General features: G+C 48.7%; 15 protein-coding genes. 12 read left to right on the plus strand and 3 right to left on the minus strand.

Annotation, left to right across the window (positions count from 1 at the left end; all coding sequences use genetic code 11):
• Positions 1 to 74: 74 nt before the first annotated feature.
• Positions 75 to 1,412 carry a ribosome biogenesis GTPase Der gene (gene der / locus FJM67_RS04240; protein ID WP_140587429.1) on the plus strand — a complete coding sequence of 446 codons (1,338 nt, stop codon included), beginning with the start codon at positions 75 to 77 and terminating at the stop codon, positions 1,410 to 1,412.
• A 29-nt stretch (positions 1,413 to 1,441) separates the two neighbouring features.
• On the opposite strand, the gene FJM67_RS04245 is transcribed toward der, so the two are convergent.
• On the minus strand, positions 1,442 to 1,585 hold the full coding sequence (locus FJM67_RS04245) for a YbaM family protein (RefSeq protein ID WP_140587430.1): 144 nt from the start codon (positions 1,583 to 1,585) through the stop codon (positions 1,442 to 1,444).
• A 112-nt stretch (positions 1,586 to 1,697) separates the two neighbouring features.
• Between FJM67_RS04245 and FJM67_RS04250 the strand changes: the two genes are divergently transcribed.
• From FJM67_RS04250 to FJM67_RS04270, 5 genes are all read left to right on the plus strand, one after another.
• Complete coding sequence (locus FJM67_RS04250) at positions 1,698 to 3,962, plus strand: YgiQ family radical SAM protein (RefSeq protein ID WP_140587431.1); 2,265 nt, start codon at positions 1,698 to 1,700, stop codon at positions 3,960 to 3,962.
• A gap of 129 nt (positions 3,963 to 4,091) precedes the next feature.
• Entirely contained in the window at positions 4,092 to 5,099 is a 1,008-nt protein-coding gene (locus tag FJM67_RS04255) for a BamA/TamA family outer membrane protein (RefSeq protein WP_140587432.1), read from the plus strand.
• Positions 5,100 to 5,142: 43 nt separating this feature from the next.
• Positions 5,143 to 6,168, plus strand: a complete 1,026-nt coding sequence (locus tag FJM67_RS04260) for a sensor histidine kinase (protein ID WP_181161427.1) — start codon at positions 5,143 to 5,145, stop codon at positions 6,166 to 6,168.
• Positions 6,165 to 6,941 carry a LytR/AlgR family response regulator transcription factor gene (locus FJM67_RS04265; protein ID WP_140587434.1) on the plus strand — a complete coding sequence of 259 codons (777 nt, stop codon included), beginning with the start codon at positions 6,165 to 6,167 and terminating at the stop codon, positions 6,939 to 6,941. Before FJM67_RS04260 ends, FJM67_RS04265 begins: the two co-directional genes overlap by 4 nt.
• 95 nt (positions 6,942 to 7,036) lie before the next feature.
• Complete coding sequence (locus tag FJM67_RS04270) at positions 7,037 to 7,519, plus strand: DUF2306 domain-containing protein (RefSeq protein WP_140587435.1); 483 nt, start codon at positions 7,037 to 7,039, stop codon at positions 7,517 to 7,519.
• On the opposite strand, the gene FJM67_RS04275 is transcribed toward FJM67_RS04270, so the two are convergent.
• Complete coding sequence (locus tag FJM67_RS04275) at positions 7,516 to 9,621, minus strand: PAS domain-containing hybrid sensor histidine kinase/response regulator (RefSeq protein ID WP_140587436.1); 2,106 nt, start codon at positions 9,619 to 9,621, stop codon at positions 7,516 to 7,518. The genes FJM67_RS04270 and FJM67_RS04275 overlap by 4 nt on opposite strands.
• 185 nt (positions 9,622 to 9,806) lie before the next feature.
• A complete protein-coding gene (gene ppsA / locus FJM67_RS04280) occupies positions 9,807 to 12,200 on the minus strand; it encodes a phosphoenolpyruvate synthase (RefSeq protein ID WP_140587437.1) in 2,394 nt (797 codons plus the stop codon).
• 186 nt (positions 12,201 to 12,386) lie between these two features.
• On the opposite strand from ppsA, the gene FJM67_RS04285 reads away from it, so the two are divergent.
• The 6 genes from FJM67_RS04285 to FJM67_RS04310 all read left to right on the plus strand — a co-directional run bounded on the left by FJM67_RS04285 (position 12,387) and on the right by FJM67_RS04310 (position 19,301).
• The gene (locus tag FJM67_RS04285; protein ID WP_140587526.1) at positions 12,387 to 13,190 is read left to right on the plus strand and encodes a pyruvate, water dikinase regulatory protein; all 804 of its coding nucleotides are present in this window, start codon (positions 12,387 to 12,389) and stop codon (positions 13,188 to 13,190) included.
• Positions 13,191 to 13,502: 312 nt separating this feature from the next.
• Entirely contained in the window at positions 13,503 to 16,079 is a 2,577-nt protein-coding gene (gene rnr, locus FJM67_RS04290) for a ribonuclease R (RefSeq protein WP_140587438.1), read from the plus strand.
• A gap of 20 nt (positions 16,080 to 16,099) precedes the next feature.
• Positions 16,100 to 16,858, plus strand: coding sequence for a 23S rRNA (guanosine(2251)-2'-O)-methyltransferase RlmB (rlmB, locus tag FJM67_RS04295; RefSeq protein WP_140587439.1), 759 nt, complete (start codon positions 16,100 to 16,102; stop codon positions 16,856 to 16,858).
• Positions 16,859 to 16,898: 40 nt separating this feature from the next.
• On the plus strand, positions 16,899 to 17,972 hold the full coding sequence (cobT, locus tag FJM67_RS04300) for a nicotinate-nucleotide--dimethylbenzimidazole phosphoribosyltransferase (RefSeq protein WP_181161428.1): 1,074 nt from the start codon (positions 16,899 to 16,901) through the stop codon (positions 17,970 to 17,972).
• Entirely contained in the window at positions 17,959 to 18,735 is a 777-nt protein-coding gene (locus FJM67_RS04305) for an adenosylcobinamide-GDP ribazoletransferase (RefSeq protein ID WP_140587441.1), read from the plus strand. Before cobT ends, FJM67_RS04305 begins: the two co-directional genes overlap by 14 nt.
• The gene (locus FJM67_RS04310) at positions 18,735 to 19,301 is read left to right on the plus strand and encodes a histidine phosphatase family protein (protein WP_140587442.1); all 567 of its coding nucleotides are present in this window, start codon (positions 18,735 to 18,737) and stop codon (positions 19,299 to 19,301) included. The genes FJM67_RS04305 and FJM67_RS04310 overlap by 1 nt, the downstream gene beginning before the upstream one ends.
• The last annotated feature ends 8 nt before the right edge of the window (positions 19,302 to 19,309 follow it).

The raw sequence follows: 19,309 nt of genomic DNA on the forward strand, positions 1-19,309 counted from the left end.
GCTTTGGCTTTTTGCAAGCGGCTGCCTCTGTGTGAACAGAAGGCGGCCACTTTTGTATTTTTATAGGTAAAAAAATGATTCCAGTGATTGCATTGGTCGGTCGACCCAATGTTGGCAAATCCACCTTGTTTAACCGCTTTACCAAGTCGCGCGATGCCTTGGTGGCGGACTACCCCGGTCTCACCCGTGACCGAAAATACGGTGATGGCAAGATGGGGGAGCACCAGTTTATCGTTATTGATACCGGTGGTATTACCGGCGATGAGCAAGGAATCGACGAAAAAATGGCCCGCCAGTCACTACTGGCAGTCGAAGAAGCGGATGCGGTTCTGTTTCTGGTGGATGGTCGTCATGGCCTTAACCCTGCCGATGAAATGATTGCGAACCACCTGCGTCGTAGTAATAAACCTGTCTACCTAGTGGTAAATAAAACTGACGGTATCAATGAAGATATTGCGCTTGCCGATTTCTACTCCTTGGGACTGGGCGACCTCTATTCTATCGCTGCAGCCCACGGTAAGGGCGTACGTCAGCTGATTGATGTGGTATTGGCGCCCTTTATCGAGCAGGTAGAAGCGGCGCGGGAAGCGATCCAAATTGATGCAAAAGGTATCCGCATCGGTGTAATCGGTCGTCCCAATGTGGGCAAGTCAACCCTAGTGAACCGTATGCTGGGTGAAGATCGTGTAGTAGTGTTCGATATGCCGGGTACGACCCGGGACAGTATCTACATTCCCTACGAGCGTCATGGCAAACCTTACACCTTGATTGATACAGCGGGTGTCCGCCGTCGTAAACATGTCAAAGAGGTGGTGGAAAAATTCTCCATTGTTAAGACGCTGCAAGCCATTCAAGATGCTAACGTGGTGATTTGTGTGATTGACTCCCACGAAGATCTGGTTGAGCAAGATTTACATATGATTGGCTATGCCTTGGATGCGGGTCGTGGTTTGGTCATTGCGATTAACAAATGGGATGGTCTGAGCAAAGAAGATCGGGAACACATCAAGAAAGAAGTGGAGCGTCGTTTGGGCTTCGTGCCTTACGCTAAGGTACACTACATCTCGGCGTTACACGGTACTGGTGTCGGTGATTTATATGACACTATCGAAGAAACCTACGAATCTTGTTACGCCAAATGGACCACAAACCGTCTAACGCGCATCCTTGAAGACGCTGTTGCGGAGCATCAACCGCCGATGGTTAAGGGGCGCCGTATCAAACTACGTTACGCTCACCAAGGGGGCTCTAACCCACCACGAATCGTAGTGCATGGTAATCAGACCGATGCCTTACCAGGTAGCTACAAGCGTTATTTGGAGAACAAGTTCCGCACGGTTTTGAATATTACCGGCACACCGATTAGCTTCGAGTTTAAATCGTCGGATAATCCGTTCGCGCCGAAGAAGTAGTACCTAAGTAAGCCCCGGAATACCGGGGCTTACTGGTTCTGCTTGTTCTTAAAATCGTTCAGCACTATCTCCAACGCCTTCACTGCCACGTTAATATCGACCTCGTTGGTCTCGAGTAGCTCGATTAAATCAACCGCTAGCTTGATATGATCCGGTGCGCTTTCCAAATCCATAATCACTCCTAAAATAAAATGAATCTTAGTATAGGCGAGTAAGGTACAAACCTATATACCTGACTAAAATTCTGGGATAATTCCAACATTCCTAATTACCCATAGAGTTACCATGAGCAAACGACATAAAACCGCCCCTGATCTGTTCTCCTATCCTCCCTATTGGGCGGAGTGTTATGGAGTTGCCCCGTTTTTACCGACGACTCGCGCAGAAATGGATGCCTTAGGCTGGGACAGTTGTGATGTGATTATTGTCACTGGCGATGCCTATGTGGATCACCCCAGTTTTGGTATGGCGGTAATGGGGCGGGTGTTAGAAGCTCAAGGCTTTCGGGTAGGTATTATTGACCAGCCGGATTGGCGTAGTCCTGATGATTTTATGCGTCTTGGGCGTCCGAATCTTTATTTCGGTGTTACCGCAGGCAATATGGACTCTATGATTAACCGCTATACGGCCGATCGTAAAGTGCGGAATGACGATGCTTACACGCCTTATGGAATGGGGGGCAAGCGTCCAGATCGAGCCGTGATTGTGTATTCACAGCGCTGTAAGCAAGCATTTCATGATGTACCTGTAATGATCGGCGGTATCGAGGCTAGTCTGCGTCGTATTGCTCAGTACGACTATTGGGCTGATGAGGTACGTCGTTCGGTATTGATTGATTCCACCGCCGATATTTTGCTCTATGGCAACGCCGAGCGAGCGATTATTGAAGTAACCCACGCTCTAGCTGCTGGGAAAACCATGGATGAACTAACCGATGTGCGGGGAACCACCATAGTGCGCGATACGCCACCGGGTGGTTTTACAGAAATTGATTCGACTCGGGTAGATTGGCCTGGGAAAGTGGATCAAATATACAGCCCCTACGAATACATTCCAGAAGGAAAGTGTCAGACGGGGGAAAAAGAAGACGACGATGTGATGCCGATCCGCGTGATTCCAGCGCCATTGCGTCGAGGTAATAAGTTAGACGAGGCGAAAACCTACATTCGTTTGCCGTCATTCGATAAAGTCGCCAAAGACCCGGTGTTATATGCTCACGCGTCCCGGGTATTGCACTTGGAGTCTAACCCTCACAATGCTCGTGCTTTGATCCAAAAACATGGCAAAAAAGAGATTTGGGTTAACCCGCCACCGATCCCCTTGGAAACGCCAGAAATGGATGGAGTATTTGGTTTGCCCTATGCTCGGGTTCCCCATCCGAAGTACAAGAAGGCCCGTATCCCTGCCTACGATATGATCAAAACATCGATCAATATTATGCGCGGCTGTTTCGGCGGCTGTACTTTCTGTTCGATTACCGAGCACGAGGGGCGGGTCATTCAGTCCCGCTCCCATGAATCCATTCTCAACGAAATAGAAGATATTAAAGCCAAAGTGCCGGGTTTCACTGGTCATATTTCCGATCTGGGGGGCCCCACATCCAACATGTACACCTTGAACTGTAAGGATGACGAGATTCAAGCATCCTGCCGGAAGTTGTCTTGTGTGTATCCAGAAATTTGCGTCAATCTGAAAACCGATCATAGTGCGACCACAGAGCTTTACCGTAAAGCGCGAGCGGTCGAGGGTGTTCACACGGTTTCTATTGCCTCTGGCTTGCGTTATGACCTAGCGGTAGAAGATCCAGAATATGTACGGGAGTTGGTCACCTATCATGTGGGAGGTTTGCTGAAAATCGCCCCAGAACACTCTGAGGAAGGTACCCTGGCGAAAATGATGAAGCCAGGCATGGGAACCTACGATCGCTTTAAACGCATGTTTGATAAGTTTTCTCGGGAAGCCGGCAAAACCCAGCATTTGATTCCTTACTTTATCGCGGCTCACCCAGGTAGTTCCGATGAAGATATGTTGAACTTGGCGCTTTGGCTAAAGAAAAACGACTTCAAACCCGATCAGGTACAAACCTTCTATCCGTCGCCCATGTCCTTAGCCACTGCCATGTACCACTCGGGCAAGAATCCACTGGGCAAAGTGACTTATAAAAGTGAAAACGTAGAGACCGCTAAAGATTATGATACTCGCACAGTGCATAAGGGCTTTTTACGCTACCACGACCCGAAAAACTGGCCAGCGCTGCGTGATACCTTAAAGAAAATGGGACGCGCCGATTTGATCGGTCATGGGGCGAATAAACTGGTTCCCCCAGAAGAGGAAGATAAGCGTCATGGTCGCCGCCCGGTAAAAGCCAAACCGGGCCAGCAAACCGGCGCGTCACACAGCTCTAATCGACCAACCAACGAAAAAAATCGGGAAGCCGAGCGTCGGCGTCAAAAACAAAGCGGTGGGAATAGCAGCGTTGTGGCAACGAGCAACAAACCCGCAGCGCCAAGACCTAGCGGAAGCAAGAGTAAATCAAGAAAATCACGTTAATCTGATTTTTGACCGGTGACGTACACAGTAGTCTATTGGCGGCGCTACCACGCCGCTTATCCCAAAACTAAGGAAGCACCATCGGCTTTGCGTTACGATGGAATGACTGACTAAGGAGATGCAATCACCATGTGGATATCAAGACAGGCCCAAGCTGGTGTCGCGGCTTTATTACTAAGCGGTGGCGTAGCCGCAAGTGACGGGAATAAGTTTGCTTTCGCCCCTGTATTCGCTTACGACCCTGTATTCGAAACCATTCTCGGGGCTGCCTTATTCTCTTACCCTGATGAAGACAAAGTAAAACCCGGCGAGAAAATATTTCGCCAAGGTTTTTTTATGGGCACCTTCGATGGTTATGTACGCTTAGCAGCGATTGAAAACCGTACTTACCAAGATCAGCGGCAACGCAAATTAGTTGTCAGTTTAAACAATTTTTTTGACTACGAATTTCCCGATGGAAGTGACGAATACGAGCGCTTTGATCGCTTGCAAGCCAGTATTGGCAGCGAATGGTCATTCCCTCTCAAAGATCACAAAGATTGGTCTTGGTTCTATGGTGTGCGTCTGGAAACCGAGCAACATGACCGAGATGGGGGCTTCACTAAAGGATACCCTAGCATCGGAATTCAACGAGATCGTCGTGATCGCTCCATTAACACCAGCGCCGGTGATATGTTCTCCACCCGAACCAGTGTGTTGCCGGATGCCCTACATTCCCAAGCTATTGGTGATCCAGGCTGGTTAGTACAAGCCGATTACCGACACTACCAGGCAGTATTCTCTGAGTCGGTACTGGCTTCACGTATTGAGGCGGAAGCAAGTGACGGTAACGTCTTTACTTCTTCTTTGGGCGGCTCGAACCAATTACGTGGTTATGTGAATGATCGCTATGAAGGAGATGCCAAACTGGCCGGCCAGTTAGAGTTGCGCTTTCCTATCTGGAAATGGATTTCTGGGGCAACCTTTATCGAGACCGGCACTTTACAGATGGATGGAGAGTGGGAAACGTTAACCAATGGTGGCTTGGGTCTGCGCTTTGGCCTACCACCAGATGGCGCAATGAAACTGCGCTTCGACTACGGTATTGCCGAAAATGGCGATAGCGAAGTGTACGTCAACTTCAATCAAGCGTTCTAACTTTAAAAGCACACTATCTATAGATAGGTATAGGGCGGAGCATATGTCGGGTTTTATCAAGGAATTTGTCACGACCTTGGTGATATGTGCTCTGATCGCCTCCTTTACCAATTTTACCAACGATGAAGGCTACTGGATCAATTTGCGTATCGGGCTAGCTTTTGGTCTGTCGATCATCTTGATCGTCAATCTTGTTTACCTGTTGCCTTGGTCGATTCCCTCTTGGCTGCGCAATACTATTGGGCTTATCGGTGGCTTTGTGATTGGCATGGCGCATCTGCTTAGTGTGATGCTGCCTGCCTGGAGCTGGCAGAGTCTCGACGCCTATTGGGGCATGATTCTCTTTAACTTGGTATTTTCCTTCGTGATTTGTAGCGTGGTTTTCTACCTATTTTTGTCTACCTATCGAGTGCAGAAGCTGCGTCGGGAGGTGGCGGAACAAGTGGCCCAGACAGCACGCAAAGATCAGCAATTAGCGCTGAGCGAACTGAAACTACTACAAAGTCAAATCGAGCCCCATTTTCTCTTCAATACCCTAGCGAACATGCAGGGTTTGGTCGACACAGAGCCTAAACAGGCAAAGCAAATGATCCAGTCTCTAGCGATGATGCTCAGGGTCAGTTTGCAGCGTAGTCGCTCCCAGCAGGGCACCTTGGAGCAAGAGTTCAATCTCATTCGTCATTACTTGGATATACAAGCCATTCGTCTAGGGGAGCGCCTCGAATACACAATCGAGTTGCCGGAAGAGATCGCCCAGTGTGCTTGCCCCCCATTATTGCTGCAGCCTTTGGTAGAGAATGCGTTGGTGCATGGTATCGAACCCAGTTCAGCGGGGGGGAAAGTCCGGTTGCAGGCGCAGATCGTAGGCGACTTTATTCAGCTAGACATTAACAATACTGGCACCGGGTTTGGCGCAAGCAAAATTACTGGTCATGGAGTAGGGTTATCCAACGTTCGTGAGCGTTTGCATCTATTGTTCGGTGAACAAGCCAGTTTGCAGATCAAGCCATTGACCGAGCAAGCTGGTACGCAAGTGTTGATTAAAATGCCAAGGAGTCTTGTGCAATGAGTTCCCCGAAAACAGCCATTATTGCCGATGATGAGCCTATCCTTCGCTTAACCCTAAAAAAGATCCTAGCGGAAATCTGGTCTGATCTCGAAGTGATTGCCATGGCGTCAAATGGCAACGAAGCGTTGGAACTTATTACCGCAGCGCAGCCTGATATCGCTTTTTTAGATATTCGTATGCCTGAGTTAACTGGGCTGGAAGTAGCTAAACGACTGCAACAGACGGGTGTCGCGCCACAGACAAAAATCATTTTTTTAACCGCCTACGATGAATACGCTCTGCAGGCGTTTGACTTAGCGGCAGTGGATTATCTGTTGAAACCGGTCGATGAGCGTCGTTTGGAGCAGACCCGTGATCGTCTATTACAATCAACATCAAGTTCTGGAATAGAAGAGCAAACCTTGACTAAGCTTAGTCAGCTGTTGTCGCAGCAGGTACGTCCAAGTACTGCTAGCCGCTGGTTTAACGCCAGTAAAGGGGATGATGTTTACGTGATTGATGTGAGCAGTGTGCTCTACTTTCAGGCAGAAGATAAGTACATCACGGTGAAAACGACGGAAGGGGAGTACCTGATCCGCAAAAGCCTACGTCAACTAGAAGAAGAGCTGGACCCTGATCTATTCTGGCGCGTTCACCGGGGGACCTTGGTTCAGGTAGAGCACATTGCCCGGGTGGAGAAAACTTTCACTGGGCAATTGCGTATTCATTTGAAACAAAGTCGTGACGTGCTCCCTGTCAGCCGCCGTTTTGCGGGGCGTTTCAAACCGAATTAATGTCACTGACGATGCGCCACAACCGCTTATCGCATTCTCCGGTGGCGCCATTTTCAGCCAGTTAAGCTTTGTTCATATTATTCAAGGAGTCGACGATGACAAAGCAACTGGCAATTTATCCAATTTTGGCGAGTTTGGTATTATTGGCTACTTGCCTTTCGGTAGCGCAAACCAGTGGTCTGGTGGATTACTATTACACGTTAGCCTATTGGCATCTTGCTACTGTGTTGCCAGCTTTTGCGGTAGGCACCTATCTGATGTTGGTGCGCAAGGGCAGCTCATTGCACAAGCAGTTGGGGCGTTTTTATATGGTAGCCATGCTGCTGACTGCCGTGATTAGCCTGTTTATGCCAGCCCAATTGGGGCCGACCATATTAGATCATTTTGGCTTTATCCATCTGTTTAGCCTATTGGCGTTTTATAGTGTGCTAGAGGCTTGGTTGGCGATTTCACGGGGAGATATTAAGCGTCACGCGAAAGCTATGATCGGCCTCTATGTGGGAGGATTAATCATCGCTGGCAGTTTTGCATTTATGCCGGGGCGGCTACTGCATCAATGGTTGCAATTGCTGCTTTAGGGGGGAGTGAGCCAACGCTTCAAGGTCGCTACTAGCTGATCTTTGCGTATCGGTTTAGCCAGGTAGTCATTCATCCCCGCGAGTAGGCATTTTTGTCGATCTTCGGCCATGGCATTGGCAGTCAAGGCAATAATCGGGGGCGCTCCTACGCCACTGCCAAATTGCAACCGCAGCTCGCGGGCTGCCTCATAGCCATCCAACACCGGCATGTTGCAATCCATGAAAATCAGATCATATTGTTCTCTACCCACTTGTTCCACGGCCATTTGTCCATTTTCGACCACATCCACTGCTAATCCTAAATTTGTAAGTAGGCCTTTTATAACCAACTGATTGGTAGAATTATCCTCCGCTACTAAGATTTTTCCAGAGAATGACGTTGGTGCGACAGATAAATGGCGCGCGTTATCTTTGGCTAAGTCTGGGTTCTCCGGCTCAATGACTCGCTGGAGTATTTCAAACAAAACCGGCTGACTATATTGGCTGACTATGGATGCACTGATGACTTGGTTGTTGAGCTGTTGATCATTAATGGTGGATCCAACATAGTTTGAGACAAGGACCTTGATATCCTCACCCTTAAGTTGTGCTGGCGTGACGGCATCCCGACTGAAGCTAAATAGGATACGATGTCGCGGTTTACTTTCTAATAGGGCGGCAATGGCTTCATCATTGGTGGTATGGAAGCTGGCTTCGATATGCCACTTTTGAAATAGCACGGCCAATTGTTGAGTACGGGTAGTGCAAGCATTCACAACGGCAATACGCGTTCCAGCGAGCTTTTTATTACGTCTGAATGCAATATGATTATCCTTCGGAGCAAAGCTTAACCATACATCGAACCAGAATCGAGAGCCTTTACCTGGCTCGCTATCAACGCCAATTTCCCCTCCCATGTGTTCTACAATCTGCTTCGATATATTCAGCCCAAGTCCCGTGCCACCATAGAGGCGTGTCGTAGAGCTATCTTCTTGGGTAAAGCGATCAAATAGGGTTTTCTTGTCAATCAGCTTAATGCCGATGCCAGTATCTTCAATGGCAAAACGGACCCGCACTCGGTGGGCTTTGATTTCTGCAACCTCACTGTGGATACGTATTTCACCTTGCTCAGTGAACTTGATGGCATTTCCTGCAAGGTTATAGAGTACTTGCTGGATGCGCATAGGGTCACCGACAAACCACTGGTGAGTTAAAGGCTGCGTGGGGCAAATAAGATTGAGGTTTTTCTTTTGTACTCGGTGCTCTAGGCTTTGTGCAAATTGACTGAGGATTTCTGCAAGATCAAACTCTTGGTGCTCAAATTGTAGCCGGCCGGATTCAATCTTTGACACATCGAGCACATCGTTAATGACGGTCATTAATGAGTTCGCACTATGATGAATGCGTTTAGCCATTTGCTTTTGATCACTGTTTAACGGGGTTTCCAGCATCAAGTTGACCATGCCCATCACCCCATTCATAGGGGTACGAATTTCGTGGCTCATGTTGGCTAAAAAGCGGCTCTTCGCTTCGGTGGCGGCTTCTGCTTTCTCTTTTGCTGCGGTCAGCTCTGCGATCATAGCTTCGTTGCGAATCTGTGCTTCTTGCAATGCTTTGGTACGCACATTCACCAGTTCTTCAAGCTGTTCCTGGTATAGCTTTAGACTCCTCTCGGTATTTTTTTGTTCGGTAATGTCCATGACCAGCGCAACGGCAAACTCTTCGTCGTGCATGGTGAAATAATGAGTGTAGATTTCTACTGGGAACGATCTGCCTTGCTTGGACGTATGAGTCGACTCAAATCTGGCTTTTTTATGGGTTCGCAACTGTTCCCAAATAGCAGGCCAAGTCTCCGGTGTGACATTTTTGTCCCAATCCCATACTTTAAGGCCGATTAGCTCTTCACGGGAATATCCTAGTGCTTCACAGGCCGCTTGGTTAATATTAATGAGTGTGGAGTCAGCACGCATCCAGAATACTTCATGGGTAGCGACATCAAAGGAATAGCGATAAAAGGCAACGGAATCAGCGGGATCGTTTCGCTCATTAGCTTCGTATAAAGCGATTTGCCGGCGTAACTGATCATTTTCTGCTCGTAGTCGAGATAGTTCATCCATCATCATATTCGCCTTGGTGATTTTTATAGTAGTTTGTGTTCTACATTAAAGCTTAGTTCATAAATCTTACTAGTGGGGTTGTGATGACTTCGGGTAACGCTATGTAAGGAAGATCTTATGTTTGTAAGGCGTAGCAAAAAAAAGCCCCGCAATCGCGGGGCTAAAAAACCTAGAGAGTGTTACTGCTGCGATTAAACAGCGTTCTGATCCAACGAATTATTCTGCAATACTTCGTTTAGATGCAGCCAGGTTTCCACCACGGTATCTGGGTTCAAGGACACACTTTCAATGCCTTGAGCCACCAACCAATCGGCGAAATCAGGATGGTCAGACGGGCCTTGACCACAGATGCCAACGTATTTGCCTTTAGCACGGCAAGCTTCAATGGCCATCTTTAATAGTTTTTTAACTGCCGGGTTACGCTCATCAAATTTGTCCGCAATCAAGCCGGAATCACGATCAAGGCCAAGGGTTAGCTGAGTTAAATCGTTGGAGCCAATGGAGAAACCATCAAAGTATTCCAAGAACTCATCAGCTAGTAGAGCATTTGATGGCAACTCACACATCATGATGACTTTTAGGCCGTTTTCGCCTCGGGCTAGTCCTTGCTCAGCCAACAACTCAGTGACTTGTTTGGCTTCTTCCAAGGTGCGTACAAATGGAATCATGATCTGGACGTTGGTAAAGCCCATTTCATTACGTACACGGCGAATCGCTTCACACTCTAATGCAAAGCAATCACGGAACGACTCGTCGATATAACGGGCTGCGCCGCGGAAACCAAGCATTGGGTTTTCCTCGTCTGGTTCAAACTGAGGGCCGCCCACTAGGTTATGGTATTCGTTAGATTTGAAGTCAGATAGACGCACGATCACCGGTTTATCGGCAAAAGAACAGGCTAGGGTAGCGACCCCTTCCACCAATTTGTCCACGTAGAATTCCACTGGGCCGGCATAGCCTGCAATACGGTGGCGAATCTCTTCTTTCAAACCGGCATCCATGGCGTCGAAATTCAGCAGGGCTTTCGGGTGAATGCCGATCATGCGATTGATGATGAACTCCAAACGTGCCAAGCCAACGCCAGCATTGGGTAGCATCGCGAAATCGAATGCACGGTTAGGGTTGCCGACGTTCATCATCACCTTAACTGGCAGTTGCGGCATATTGCCCACTTCAGAGGTGATCACATCGAACTTGAGATTGCCTTGGTAAACAAAACCCATATCCCCCTGGGAGCAGGACACGGTCACCTGATCTCCGTCTTTTAAGGATTTCGTGGCATCGCCAGTACCTACTACGGCTGGGATACCTAATTCACGGGCAATAATGGCAGCGTGACAGGTACGACCACCGCGATTAGTGACGATGGCAGAAGCCTTCTTCATCACTGGTTCCCAATCAGGATCAGTAATGTCGGTGACTAATACATCGCCCGGCTCAATACGATTCATTTCGTGAATAGAGTTCAGGACTTTGACTGTGCCGGCACCAATTTTATGGCCGATGGCGCGACCGGTGACCAAGATTGGGCCACTTTCTTTTAAGGAGTAACGTTCCATACTCTGGCTGTTGGCTTGTGAACGTACTGTTTCTGGTCGAGCTTGGACAATGTAAATTTTGCCATCGAGTCCGTCTTTGGCCCATTCCACGTCCATCGGGCGTTGGTAATGCTGCTCGATGATCATGGCCTGACGCGCCAGATCTTCAATTTCCCCATTAGTGAGAGCAAAGCGATTTTGTTCGGTGAGAGCAACCGGCACCACTTTAACAAACTCGTCGGAGCCTGCCTCAGCGTACTCCATTTTCTGGGCTTTACTGCCTAGAGTTTTACGTACTACCGCTGGGCGCCCGGCGCTTAGGGTAGGTTTATGGACGTGGTACTCGTCAGGGTTTACGGTGCCCTGTACGACCATTTCACCAAGTCCGTAGGATGCGGTAATAAATACTACATCGTTAAAACCAGATTCCGTATCTAGGGTGAATAGTACCCCGGATGCGCCAATATCACTGCGTACCATTTTTTGCACGCCAGCCGATAGGGCAACGCCTTTGTGTTCGTAGCCTTGGTGGACACGGTAAGAAATGGCGCGGTCGTTGTAGAGGGAGGCAAAAACGCGCTTAATAGAGGCTTTCACAGCGTCCAAACCAGTGACGTTTAGGAAGGTCTCTTGCTGTCCAGCAAAAGACGCATCTGGTAAATCCTCCGCAGTAGCGGAAGAGCGCACCGCAAAGGAAGCACCGTCAAGATTGTTGCTGAGCTCCGCGTAAGCCGCTTCGATTTCGGCATCAAACTCAGCAGAAAATGGTGCGTCTTCCACCCATGTACGGATGGTTTTGCCTGCCTCAGCCAACGCCTGAACGTCATCCACGTCCAGCGAGTCGAGTAGGTTGTGAATACGGTCGTTCAAACCACTTTCTTCCAAAAAGGTTTGATACGCATAGGCAGTGGTCGCAAAGCCGTTTGGTACTTGAATACCAAGATCAGATAGGTTGGAAATCATCTCGCCAAGTGACGCGTTTTTACCACCCACTTCGCCTACATCATCCAGACGAAGATCGCTAAACCACTTAATAAATTTACTCACAGCATACTCCAGAATATGGTTGCTTTCGTTGTTGTTTTGTTTGACTCGTGACACTTGCTTTTGGCTGGTGTCTGGGCTCATTGTAGAAAGGAGGAGATCGATGAATAAAGTCGATTATTCGATGTAGTTTTATTTCAATCGGATTGGTTAATGTCGTTACATAACAACAAAATGAGTGAAAACAGTATGAAGGTCTATTTCGTTTCCGATGGTACGGCGATCACTGCCGAGGTATTTGGTTCGGCCATGTTATCCTTCTTTGATATTGCGATTCGCAAGGAAAGCGTGCCTTTTATTAGTACCGAAGATCAGGCCCATGGCTTTTGTCGCCAACTACAAGAAGAGGTAGATGCGGGGGAAAAAGTCATGGTGTTCTTTACCATTTCCGATCCATCCATTCGTGCCATAATCGAAGCTTGCAATGCTCATAGTTACAACTTATTCGGCGATTTATTATCGCCGATTGAACAGGCCCTTGGTGTCCCCGCCCAGCCCCAAGCTCAAAAAGCCCATGGTATCAAAGAAGGGATTTATGACAGCCGTATTGATGCCATCAACTACGCGCTAGCCAATGATGACGGGGCTTCCATAAAAAATTATGACGAAGCAGAAATCATCTTATTGGGAGTGTCACGTTCGGGCAAAACACCGACCAGCCTGTATCTTGCTATGCAATACGGCATCAAGGCGGCGAACTATCCGCTGAATGAAGATGACTTTACTCAAGTGGGGCTGCCGAAAATTTTACGCCCCCATAAGCAGAAGCTATATGGCTTAACTATAGACCCTGTTCGCTTGCATGAAATCCGCACTGGACGCATGGCATCTAGTAAATATGCCTCGCCGCGACAATGTCGTTATGAAGTAGATGAAGTAGAGGCCATTTATCGGCAAGAACGCATTCCCTTTCTGAATACGACCCGATTATCAGTGGAAGAAATTTCCACCAAAGTGATGGCTGATATGCATTTAGCGCGGAATCGCAGTTGAGTTTTTGTTAGAAAAATATCAGTAAATTCGATCAATCGATTAGTTATGGTCAGGTTTTGGGCGGTATTCGACACATTTGCATGGGATTGCCTTTTTGCGACGAGAATTGATCGGGCCCAAAATGATAGGGAATGAGCGCTATTTGGGTAATTTGTTGTGTAATTACCAATAGTTCGCAAATTCAATAGGAGTTTTCTACTCTTAACTGGAGCCGAGTCGTAACAATCCCGTATAATTTGTTGCATAAATTCTCGGACCTAGTAATGCGAAAAACATCTACGTCCATCTATATAAAGCAAGGATTCCGATACTTTGAGTAAACATCATCATAACGACCCGCATCAGTCCCGCGAGGCAGCCAAATACGACAACCCCATTCCGAGCCGTGAATACATATTGGAATACATCGCCAGTGTCGGGTTTGCGCAATCCCATGCTGCACTGGTCAAAGCCTTTGGCTTAAAAGCGGAGGATGAAATCGAAGCCTTGCGTCGCCGGCTAATCGCCATGAGTCGCGATCATCAGTTGCAAAACAACGGTCAGGATGAGTACTCACCGATTACGGCATCGGACATTATTGAAGGTGTAGTGCAGGGTACGAAAGAAGGACACGGTTTCCTGCTACGGGCAGATGCGGATGATATCTTTCTATCACAACGTCAAATGATGTCCGTAATGGATGGTGATCGTATTACCGTGCGTCTATCTGGGAGAACGGTAAAAGGTCGCTTAGATGGTGTTGTTGTTGAGGTATTGGAGCGTAAGCACACCCAATTAGTCGGTCGTTATTACGAAGAAAGCGCAACTTGCTTTGTCACACCTGAGAATCCTCGCATTAGCCAAGACATTATTATTGATCAGCCATCTGGGCTTGCTCCGAAGCATGGTCAATATGTGTTAGTGGAAATTATCTCCTTTGCCGATCGTCATCAGCCAACAAAAGGGGTTATCAAGAAGATCCTCGGCGATTTTATGGCCCCCGGCGTGGAAATCGATGTTGCCATTCACCGTTATGAAATTCCGAACGAATGGCCGAAAGCGGTGCTACAGCAAGTAAAGCCACTAGGTAAAGAAGTCGTCGAAGAAGACAAAGTTGGGCGAGTCGATCTGCGCCAAACTCCTTTTGTCACCATCGATGGTGAAGATGCTCGTGATTTTGATGATGCGGTCTACTGTCAAAAAACACCGGGTGGTTGGAAGCTGTTTGTGGCGATTGCCGATGTTTCCCACTACGTGAAAAAAGGCTCGGCTTTGGACGAAGAGGCGATTTTACGGGGCAACTCCGTGTATTTCCCTGGTCGCGTCGTCCCCATGTTACCGGAGCAACTGTCTAACGGTTTGTGTTCCTTGAACCCGAATGTCGATCGTCTTGCTATGGTGGCGGAGGTGTCATTAACGACGCGCGGTAAAATGCGTGGCTATAAGTTCTATGAAGCCATCATTAACTCCCATGCTCGTCTAACTTATACCAAGGTTGCGAAAATGATCGCTCCTGAACCGGACGATCAAGGCCTCGAATTACGGGAGCGTTACCAATCTTTAGTCGGTGATATCGACAATCTTTATGAGCTCTACAAGGTACTCCGTGCGGCGCGGGAAGAACGCGGCGCCATGGACTTTGATACCGTTGAAACTCGCATGGTGTTCGATGAGTTTGCCAAGATTGATCAGATCGTGCCGATCGAGCGCAACGACGCCCACAAGCTAATCGAAGAATGTATGCTCTGCGCCAACGTGGCTACAGCGGAATTATTGCTAAAAGCAAACTTACCTACCTTATTCCGTATCCACGAAGGCCCGCGCGAAACCAAACTGATGGCCCTACGTACCTATTTGTCTGTGTTAGGCCTAGAGCTCGGCGGCGGTTCTAAGCCCACGCCGAAGGACTACGCGGATTTGGCCGATAAAATCCGCGAGCGCCCCGATGCTCATAGCATTCAAACCATGCTGTTGCGCTCTATGTCCCAAGCGGTTTATCAACCAGATAACGTGGGCCATTTTGGCCTGAGTTATGAAGCATATACTCACTTTACTTCGCCTATTCGTCGTTACCCTGATCTATTGGTACATCGGGCAATTCGCTATTTGATTCGCGGTGAAGGGGCGCCCAAGGTATCCCAAGTTTATCGTGCTCCCGGTGGTACTACATTAAAAGCTAACAAAATCTATGGCTACACGGATGCCGATATGGATGAGCTTGGCGAAAACTGCTCCATGACTGAACGCCGCGCTGACGAAGCCACTCGAGATGTAGAAGCTTGGCTCAAATGTCAGTACGTAGAGCAACATATCGGTATGCAATTCGACGGAGTGATCACCGCGGTAACACCGTTTGGGATTTTTGTTGAGTTGCAGGGCATTTATGTAGAGGGCTTAGTGCACATTTCGGCACTGGGACAAGATTACTTTATCCATGATCCAGAGCTGCAATCCATCGTTGGAGAGCGCACCGGCAAGCGCTATCGCCTTGGGGATAAGGTGCAAGTTGAAGTGGCGCAGGTGAACCTGGAGCAACGTAAGATCGACTTTAACCTAGTTGCCAGCCGTACAGCGCCGAAAAAATCCCGCATGAATCGGGATGAGCTTTCCGAGCTTGAAATGCAGCTAGCCCAGTTGCCACCGATGGAATTAGGTGCCCGGCCGAAAAAGCGTAAGCCGGAATCCTCCCAGAGAACTCCTAAAGCGTCTCAAGGTGAACCTGATAAGGCGATTGCGGAACCGAAAAAAGCCCGTAAGAAACCCTCTAAAGGGAAAAAAGTACGCCAGAAAAAGACCTTAAAAGCGAAAACGGACAAAGGTCGCACGGCTAAAGCGGCTGCACCGAAGAAAGCCAAGGTGAAAAAGAAAGCGGCTAAGAAAAGTAACGCCAAGCGTCGTACGCAAGATTAAACCGTCAGAGTAATGAGTCAATGTCAGATTTAGAATGGATCTATGGTATCCATGCCGTGGAAACGGCGCTAACGCAACAACCGGAAGGTATCCAAGAAGTTCGCTTTCAAGAAGGGCGAGACGACAAGAAAACCCAACGCTTGGCGCAGCTATGTCAAAAGCAAAAGGTTCGTGTGCAGTATGTGCCACGCAAAGAGTTGGATCAGCTGTTCACCAAGAATAAAGAACGGGTCGTTCACCAAGGCGTGGTAGCCCTAACCGCTATGGCCAAAGCCCAAGGTGAGGCCGACTTGCACCGTTTGGTGGAAGGTATTGATGGCACACCGCTGATCGTGATTCTCGATGGTATTACTGACCCCCACAACCTTGGCGCCTGTTTGCGTAGTGCTGACGCGGCAGGTGCCCATGCGGTAGTTATTCCGAAGGATAAATCCGCCCAATTAAATGCGACGGTGAGCAAAGTGGCCTGCGGTGCGGCGGAAAGCGTGCCGGTTTTTTCGGTGACCAACTTGGCTCGCACTATGAAGAAACTGCAAGACCAAGGCATCTGGATTTTCGGTACCGCTGGCGAGGCAGAACAGACCATCTACGAGCATGATCTAACTATCCCGGCGGCTATCGTCATGGGGGCCGAAGGCGATGGCATGCGTCGTTTGACGCGCGAACAATGTGATTACCTTATCAAGCTGCCAATGGCAGGCGTGGTGTCCAGCTTAAACGTATCCGTCGCTACTGGCGTGTGCTTGTATGAAGTGGTACGTCAGCGTCTAAGCAAGTAAGCGCGGTTTTAACAATCTTTGTGTGTTTTGATCAGGAAGTATGGTTTTGTTGTCGACTTGCAAAATTGCTCCCGTTAGTGGGGCGATGGATGAGCAGATAGCTCATGGAATTAATACCAAAACGAAGCCCTTAGGATCGTTGGGTTTGTTGGAAAAATACGCCGCTAAATTAGCTGCCATTCAGCAAACATTAACACCCAGTGTAAGTAAAGCTCAGATGTTGGTGTTTGCCGGTGACCATGGTGTTTGTGCACAAGGTTTTAGTGCTTTCCCGGCGGAAGTTACCCCGCAAATGGTACATAACTTTCTCCATGGTGGGGCCGCAGTTAGCGTGTTTTGCCAGCAACACCATGTTCCTTTATTAGTTGTTGATGTGGGAGTGAACGTCGAGTTCACCGCTCATCCCTTGTTATGTCGCGCCAAGGTTGCCCGTGGTACCTACGACTTTACCGTACGTCCGGCATTGGAGCTGGAGCAAGTGGAGCAGGCATTGACTGTCGGGCGTCAACGAGTGCGCCATAGCATTGAACAATACGGTACCGAACTGTTTTTGTTTGGCGAGATGGGGATCGGCAATACTGGCGTTTCCTCCTGCTTGATGAGTGCCATTTTGGGTATATCCCCCGAGCAAACTGTCGGGCGTGGTACCGGACTGGATGATGACGGTGTGGCGCGTAAAGCCATGCTGATTCAGCGTGCATTTGATCGAGTTAAGAAAGAGCACGGCGGTAGTCCCGGTGCTTGGCCGTTGGAACTGGTATTACAAGAATTTGGCGGGTTAGAAATCCTCGCTATTGCTGGTGCTATGTTGGAGTCTGCCGCTCATGGTAGAGCTTTCCTAGTGGATGGCTTTATTTGTACCGTAGCCCTGTTGATTGCTGAGCAAGTCAATCAGCATGTGTTGGACTATGCCTTGTTTGCCCATCAGTCTAATGAACAAGCTCACCAGACGTTATTGGAACACTTCAATGCGGAACCCGTGCTTGATTTAGGGTTGCGCTTGGGTGAAGGCTCAGGCGCCATTTTAGCGTATCCATTGTTGCAAAGTGCCTGTGTGTTCTTGGGGCAGATGGCGAGCTTTGAATCCGCTGGTGTTGCAGATGGTTCCAGCTGATATTCATTGGCTTGCTTTTAAACGGGCAGTAGTGACCTACACTCGCATCCCCCTCAAGGTCGATTGGCAAACTCAAGTCGCCCCGCAATGGTCATTGGCTTATTTGCCTTGGGTCGGATTAGTTGTTGGACTTATCAGCGCTCTACCATTGTTGGTCGACTCATGGTCTGAGAGCTTGCAAGCTTTATTAATGATCCTGATTGCGATGCTAGTGACCGGTGCGTTTCACGAAGATGGTTTGCTCGACAGTGCCGATGGTCTTTGGGGCGGCTGGACAGTTTCTCAGCGCCTTGAAATTATGAAGGACTCCCGTGTCGGCAGCTTTGGCGTACTCGCCGCATGGGGAGTGTTGAGCCTCAAATGGTGGTTGCTTAGTGAATGGCTTCGGGTTGGGCAATGGGAGCAGGGGCTCTGGACCGTGTTCGCTGGTTGGCTTGCCGTGCATATGGGCGCCAGACTATTGCCGCTGTTCTTGATTCAGACCTTGTCTTATGTAACCACTGAAGGCAGCAAGTCCGCCGCTTGGATTAGTAAGTTGTCATGGGCTCAGGTACCGATTACCGGTGCTGCGATTGTGGTGCTGTTACTCCTGACTGGAGTGATTTCTACCATCTTTATGGCGTTTTCGTTAGGCGTATTATTTGTGGTATTCGGCTGGTATGTAAAACGTAAACTCGGGGGCTATAACGGTGATATTCTTGGCGCCTCTGAACAGCTTGCTGAAGTTGTTATTTTATTCGCCTTGCTAGGGTGGAGTGCCTAATGCGTTTGTGTCTCGTGCGTCACCCTAAGCCCGATGTGGTGAGCGGCACTTGTTATGGACGTACTGATGTTCCTATCTTGACCAGCTGGCAGGAAGAAGCGTCTCGTCTGAGTGCTCTGCTACGTCAGTGCCTGCCGAACGCCAGCTATTTTCACAGTCCACTGTCCCGAGCACGGTTATTGGGAGAAATGTTAGATGAACACAGCGCTCCGATTGCTGAGTTACAGGAATTGGATTTTGGTAACTGGGAAGGGCGCCTGTGGCAAGATATTCCGGAACCTGAAATTCGCTCTTGGAGTGCTGAGCTTGCGACCGCCGCTCCCTATCAGGGAGAGTCTCTGCAAGATCTCAAGTCCCGAGTAATGCCTTTAATAAAGTCTATGGCGGAGGGGGACAGAGACTGTGTGTTGGTTACCCATTCAGGTGTAATTAAGGTCATTGTGAGCGAATTATGCTGCTGGCCACTTGAAAAATGTTCACCGATTAATCCTGATTTCCTCAGTTATACTCTGCTGACTATTAACGGTGAGTTTGTCACCTTAGATTGCTTGGGCAGCCGAGCTTAAACTCAACA

This window comes from Maribrevibacterium harenarium, assembly GCF_006385675.1.
Taxonomy (GTDB): Bacteria; Pseudomonadota; Gammaproteobacteria; order Pseudomonadales; family Marinomonadaceae; genus Marinomonas; species Marinomonas harenarium.

Excerpts from the sequence above, each read along its gene's own strand:
- der (WP_140587429.1), top strand. The coding sequence starts at position 75 with ATGATTCCAGTGATTGCATTGGTCGGTCGACCCAATGTTGGCAAATCC.
- FJM67_RS04245 (WP_140587430.1), bottom strand. The coding sequence starts at position 1,585 with ATGGATTTGGAAAGCGCACCGGATCATATCAAGCTAGCGGTTGATTTA.
- FJM67_RS04250 (WP_140587431.1), top strand. The coding sequence starts at position 1,698 with ATGAGCAAACGACATAAAACCGCCCCTGATCTGTTCTCCTATCCTCCC.
- FJM67_RS04255 (WP_140587432.1), top strand. The coding sequence starts at position 4,092 with ATGTGGATATCAAGACAGGCCCAAGCTGGTGTCGCGGCTTTATTACTA.
- FJM67_RS04260 (WP_181161427.1), top strand. The coding sequence starts at position 5,143 with ATGTCGGGTTTTATCAAGGAATTTGTCACGACCTTGGTGATATGTGCT.
- FJM67_RS04265 (WP_140587434.1), top strand. The coding sequence starts at position 6,165 with ATGAGTTCCCCGAAAACAGCCATTATTGCCGATGATGAGCCTATCCTT.
- FJM67_RS04270 (WP_140587435.1), top strand. The coding sequence starts at position 7,037 with ATGACAAAGCAACTGGCAATTTATCCAATTTTGGCGAGTTTGGTATTA.
- FJM67_RS04275 (WP_140587436.1), bottom strand. The coding sequence starts at position 9,621 with ATGATGATGGATGAACTATCTCGACTACGAGCAGAAAATGATCAGTTA.
- FJM67_RS04285 (WP_140587526.1), top strand. The coding sequence starts at position 12,387 with ATGAAGGTCTATTTCGTTTCCGATGGTACGGCGATCACTGCCGAGGTA.
- rlmB (WP_140587439.1), top strand. The coding sequence starts at position 16,100 with ATGTCAGATTTAGAATGGATCTATGGTATCCATGCCGTGGAAACGGCG.
- cobT (WP_181161428.1), top strand. The coding sequence starts at position 16,899 with ATGGTTTTGTTGTCGACTTGCAAAATTGCTCCCGTTAGTGGGGCGATG.
- FJM67_RS04305 (WP_140587441.1), top strand. The coding sequence starts at position 17,959 with ATGGTTCCAGCTGATATTCATTGGCTTGCTTTTAAACGGGCAGTAGTG.
- FJM67_RS04310 (WP_140587442.1), top strand. The coding sequence starts at position 18,735 with ATGCGTTTGTGTCTCGTGCGTCACCCTAAGCCCGATGTGGTGAGCGGC.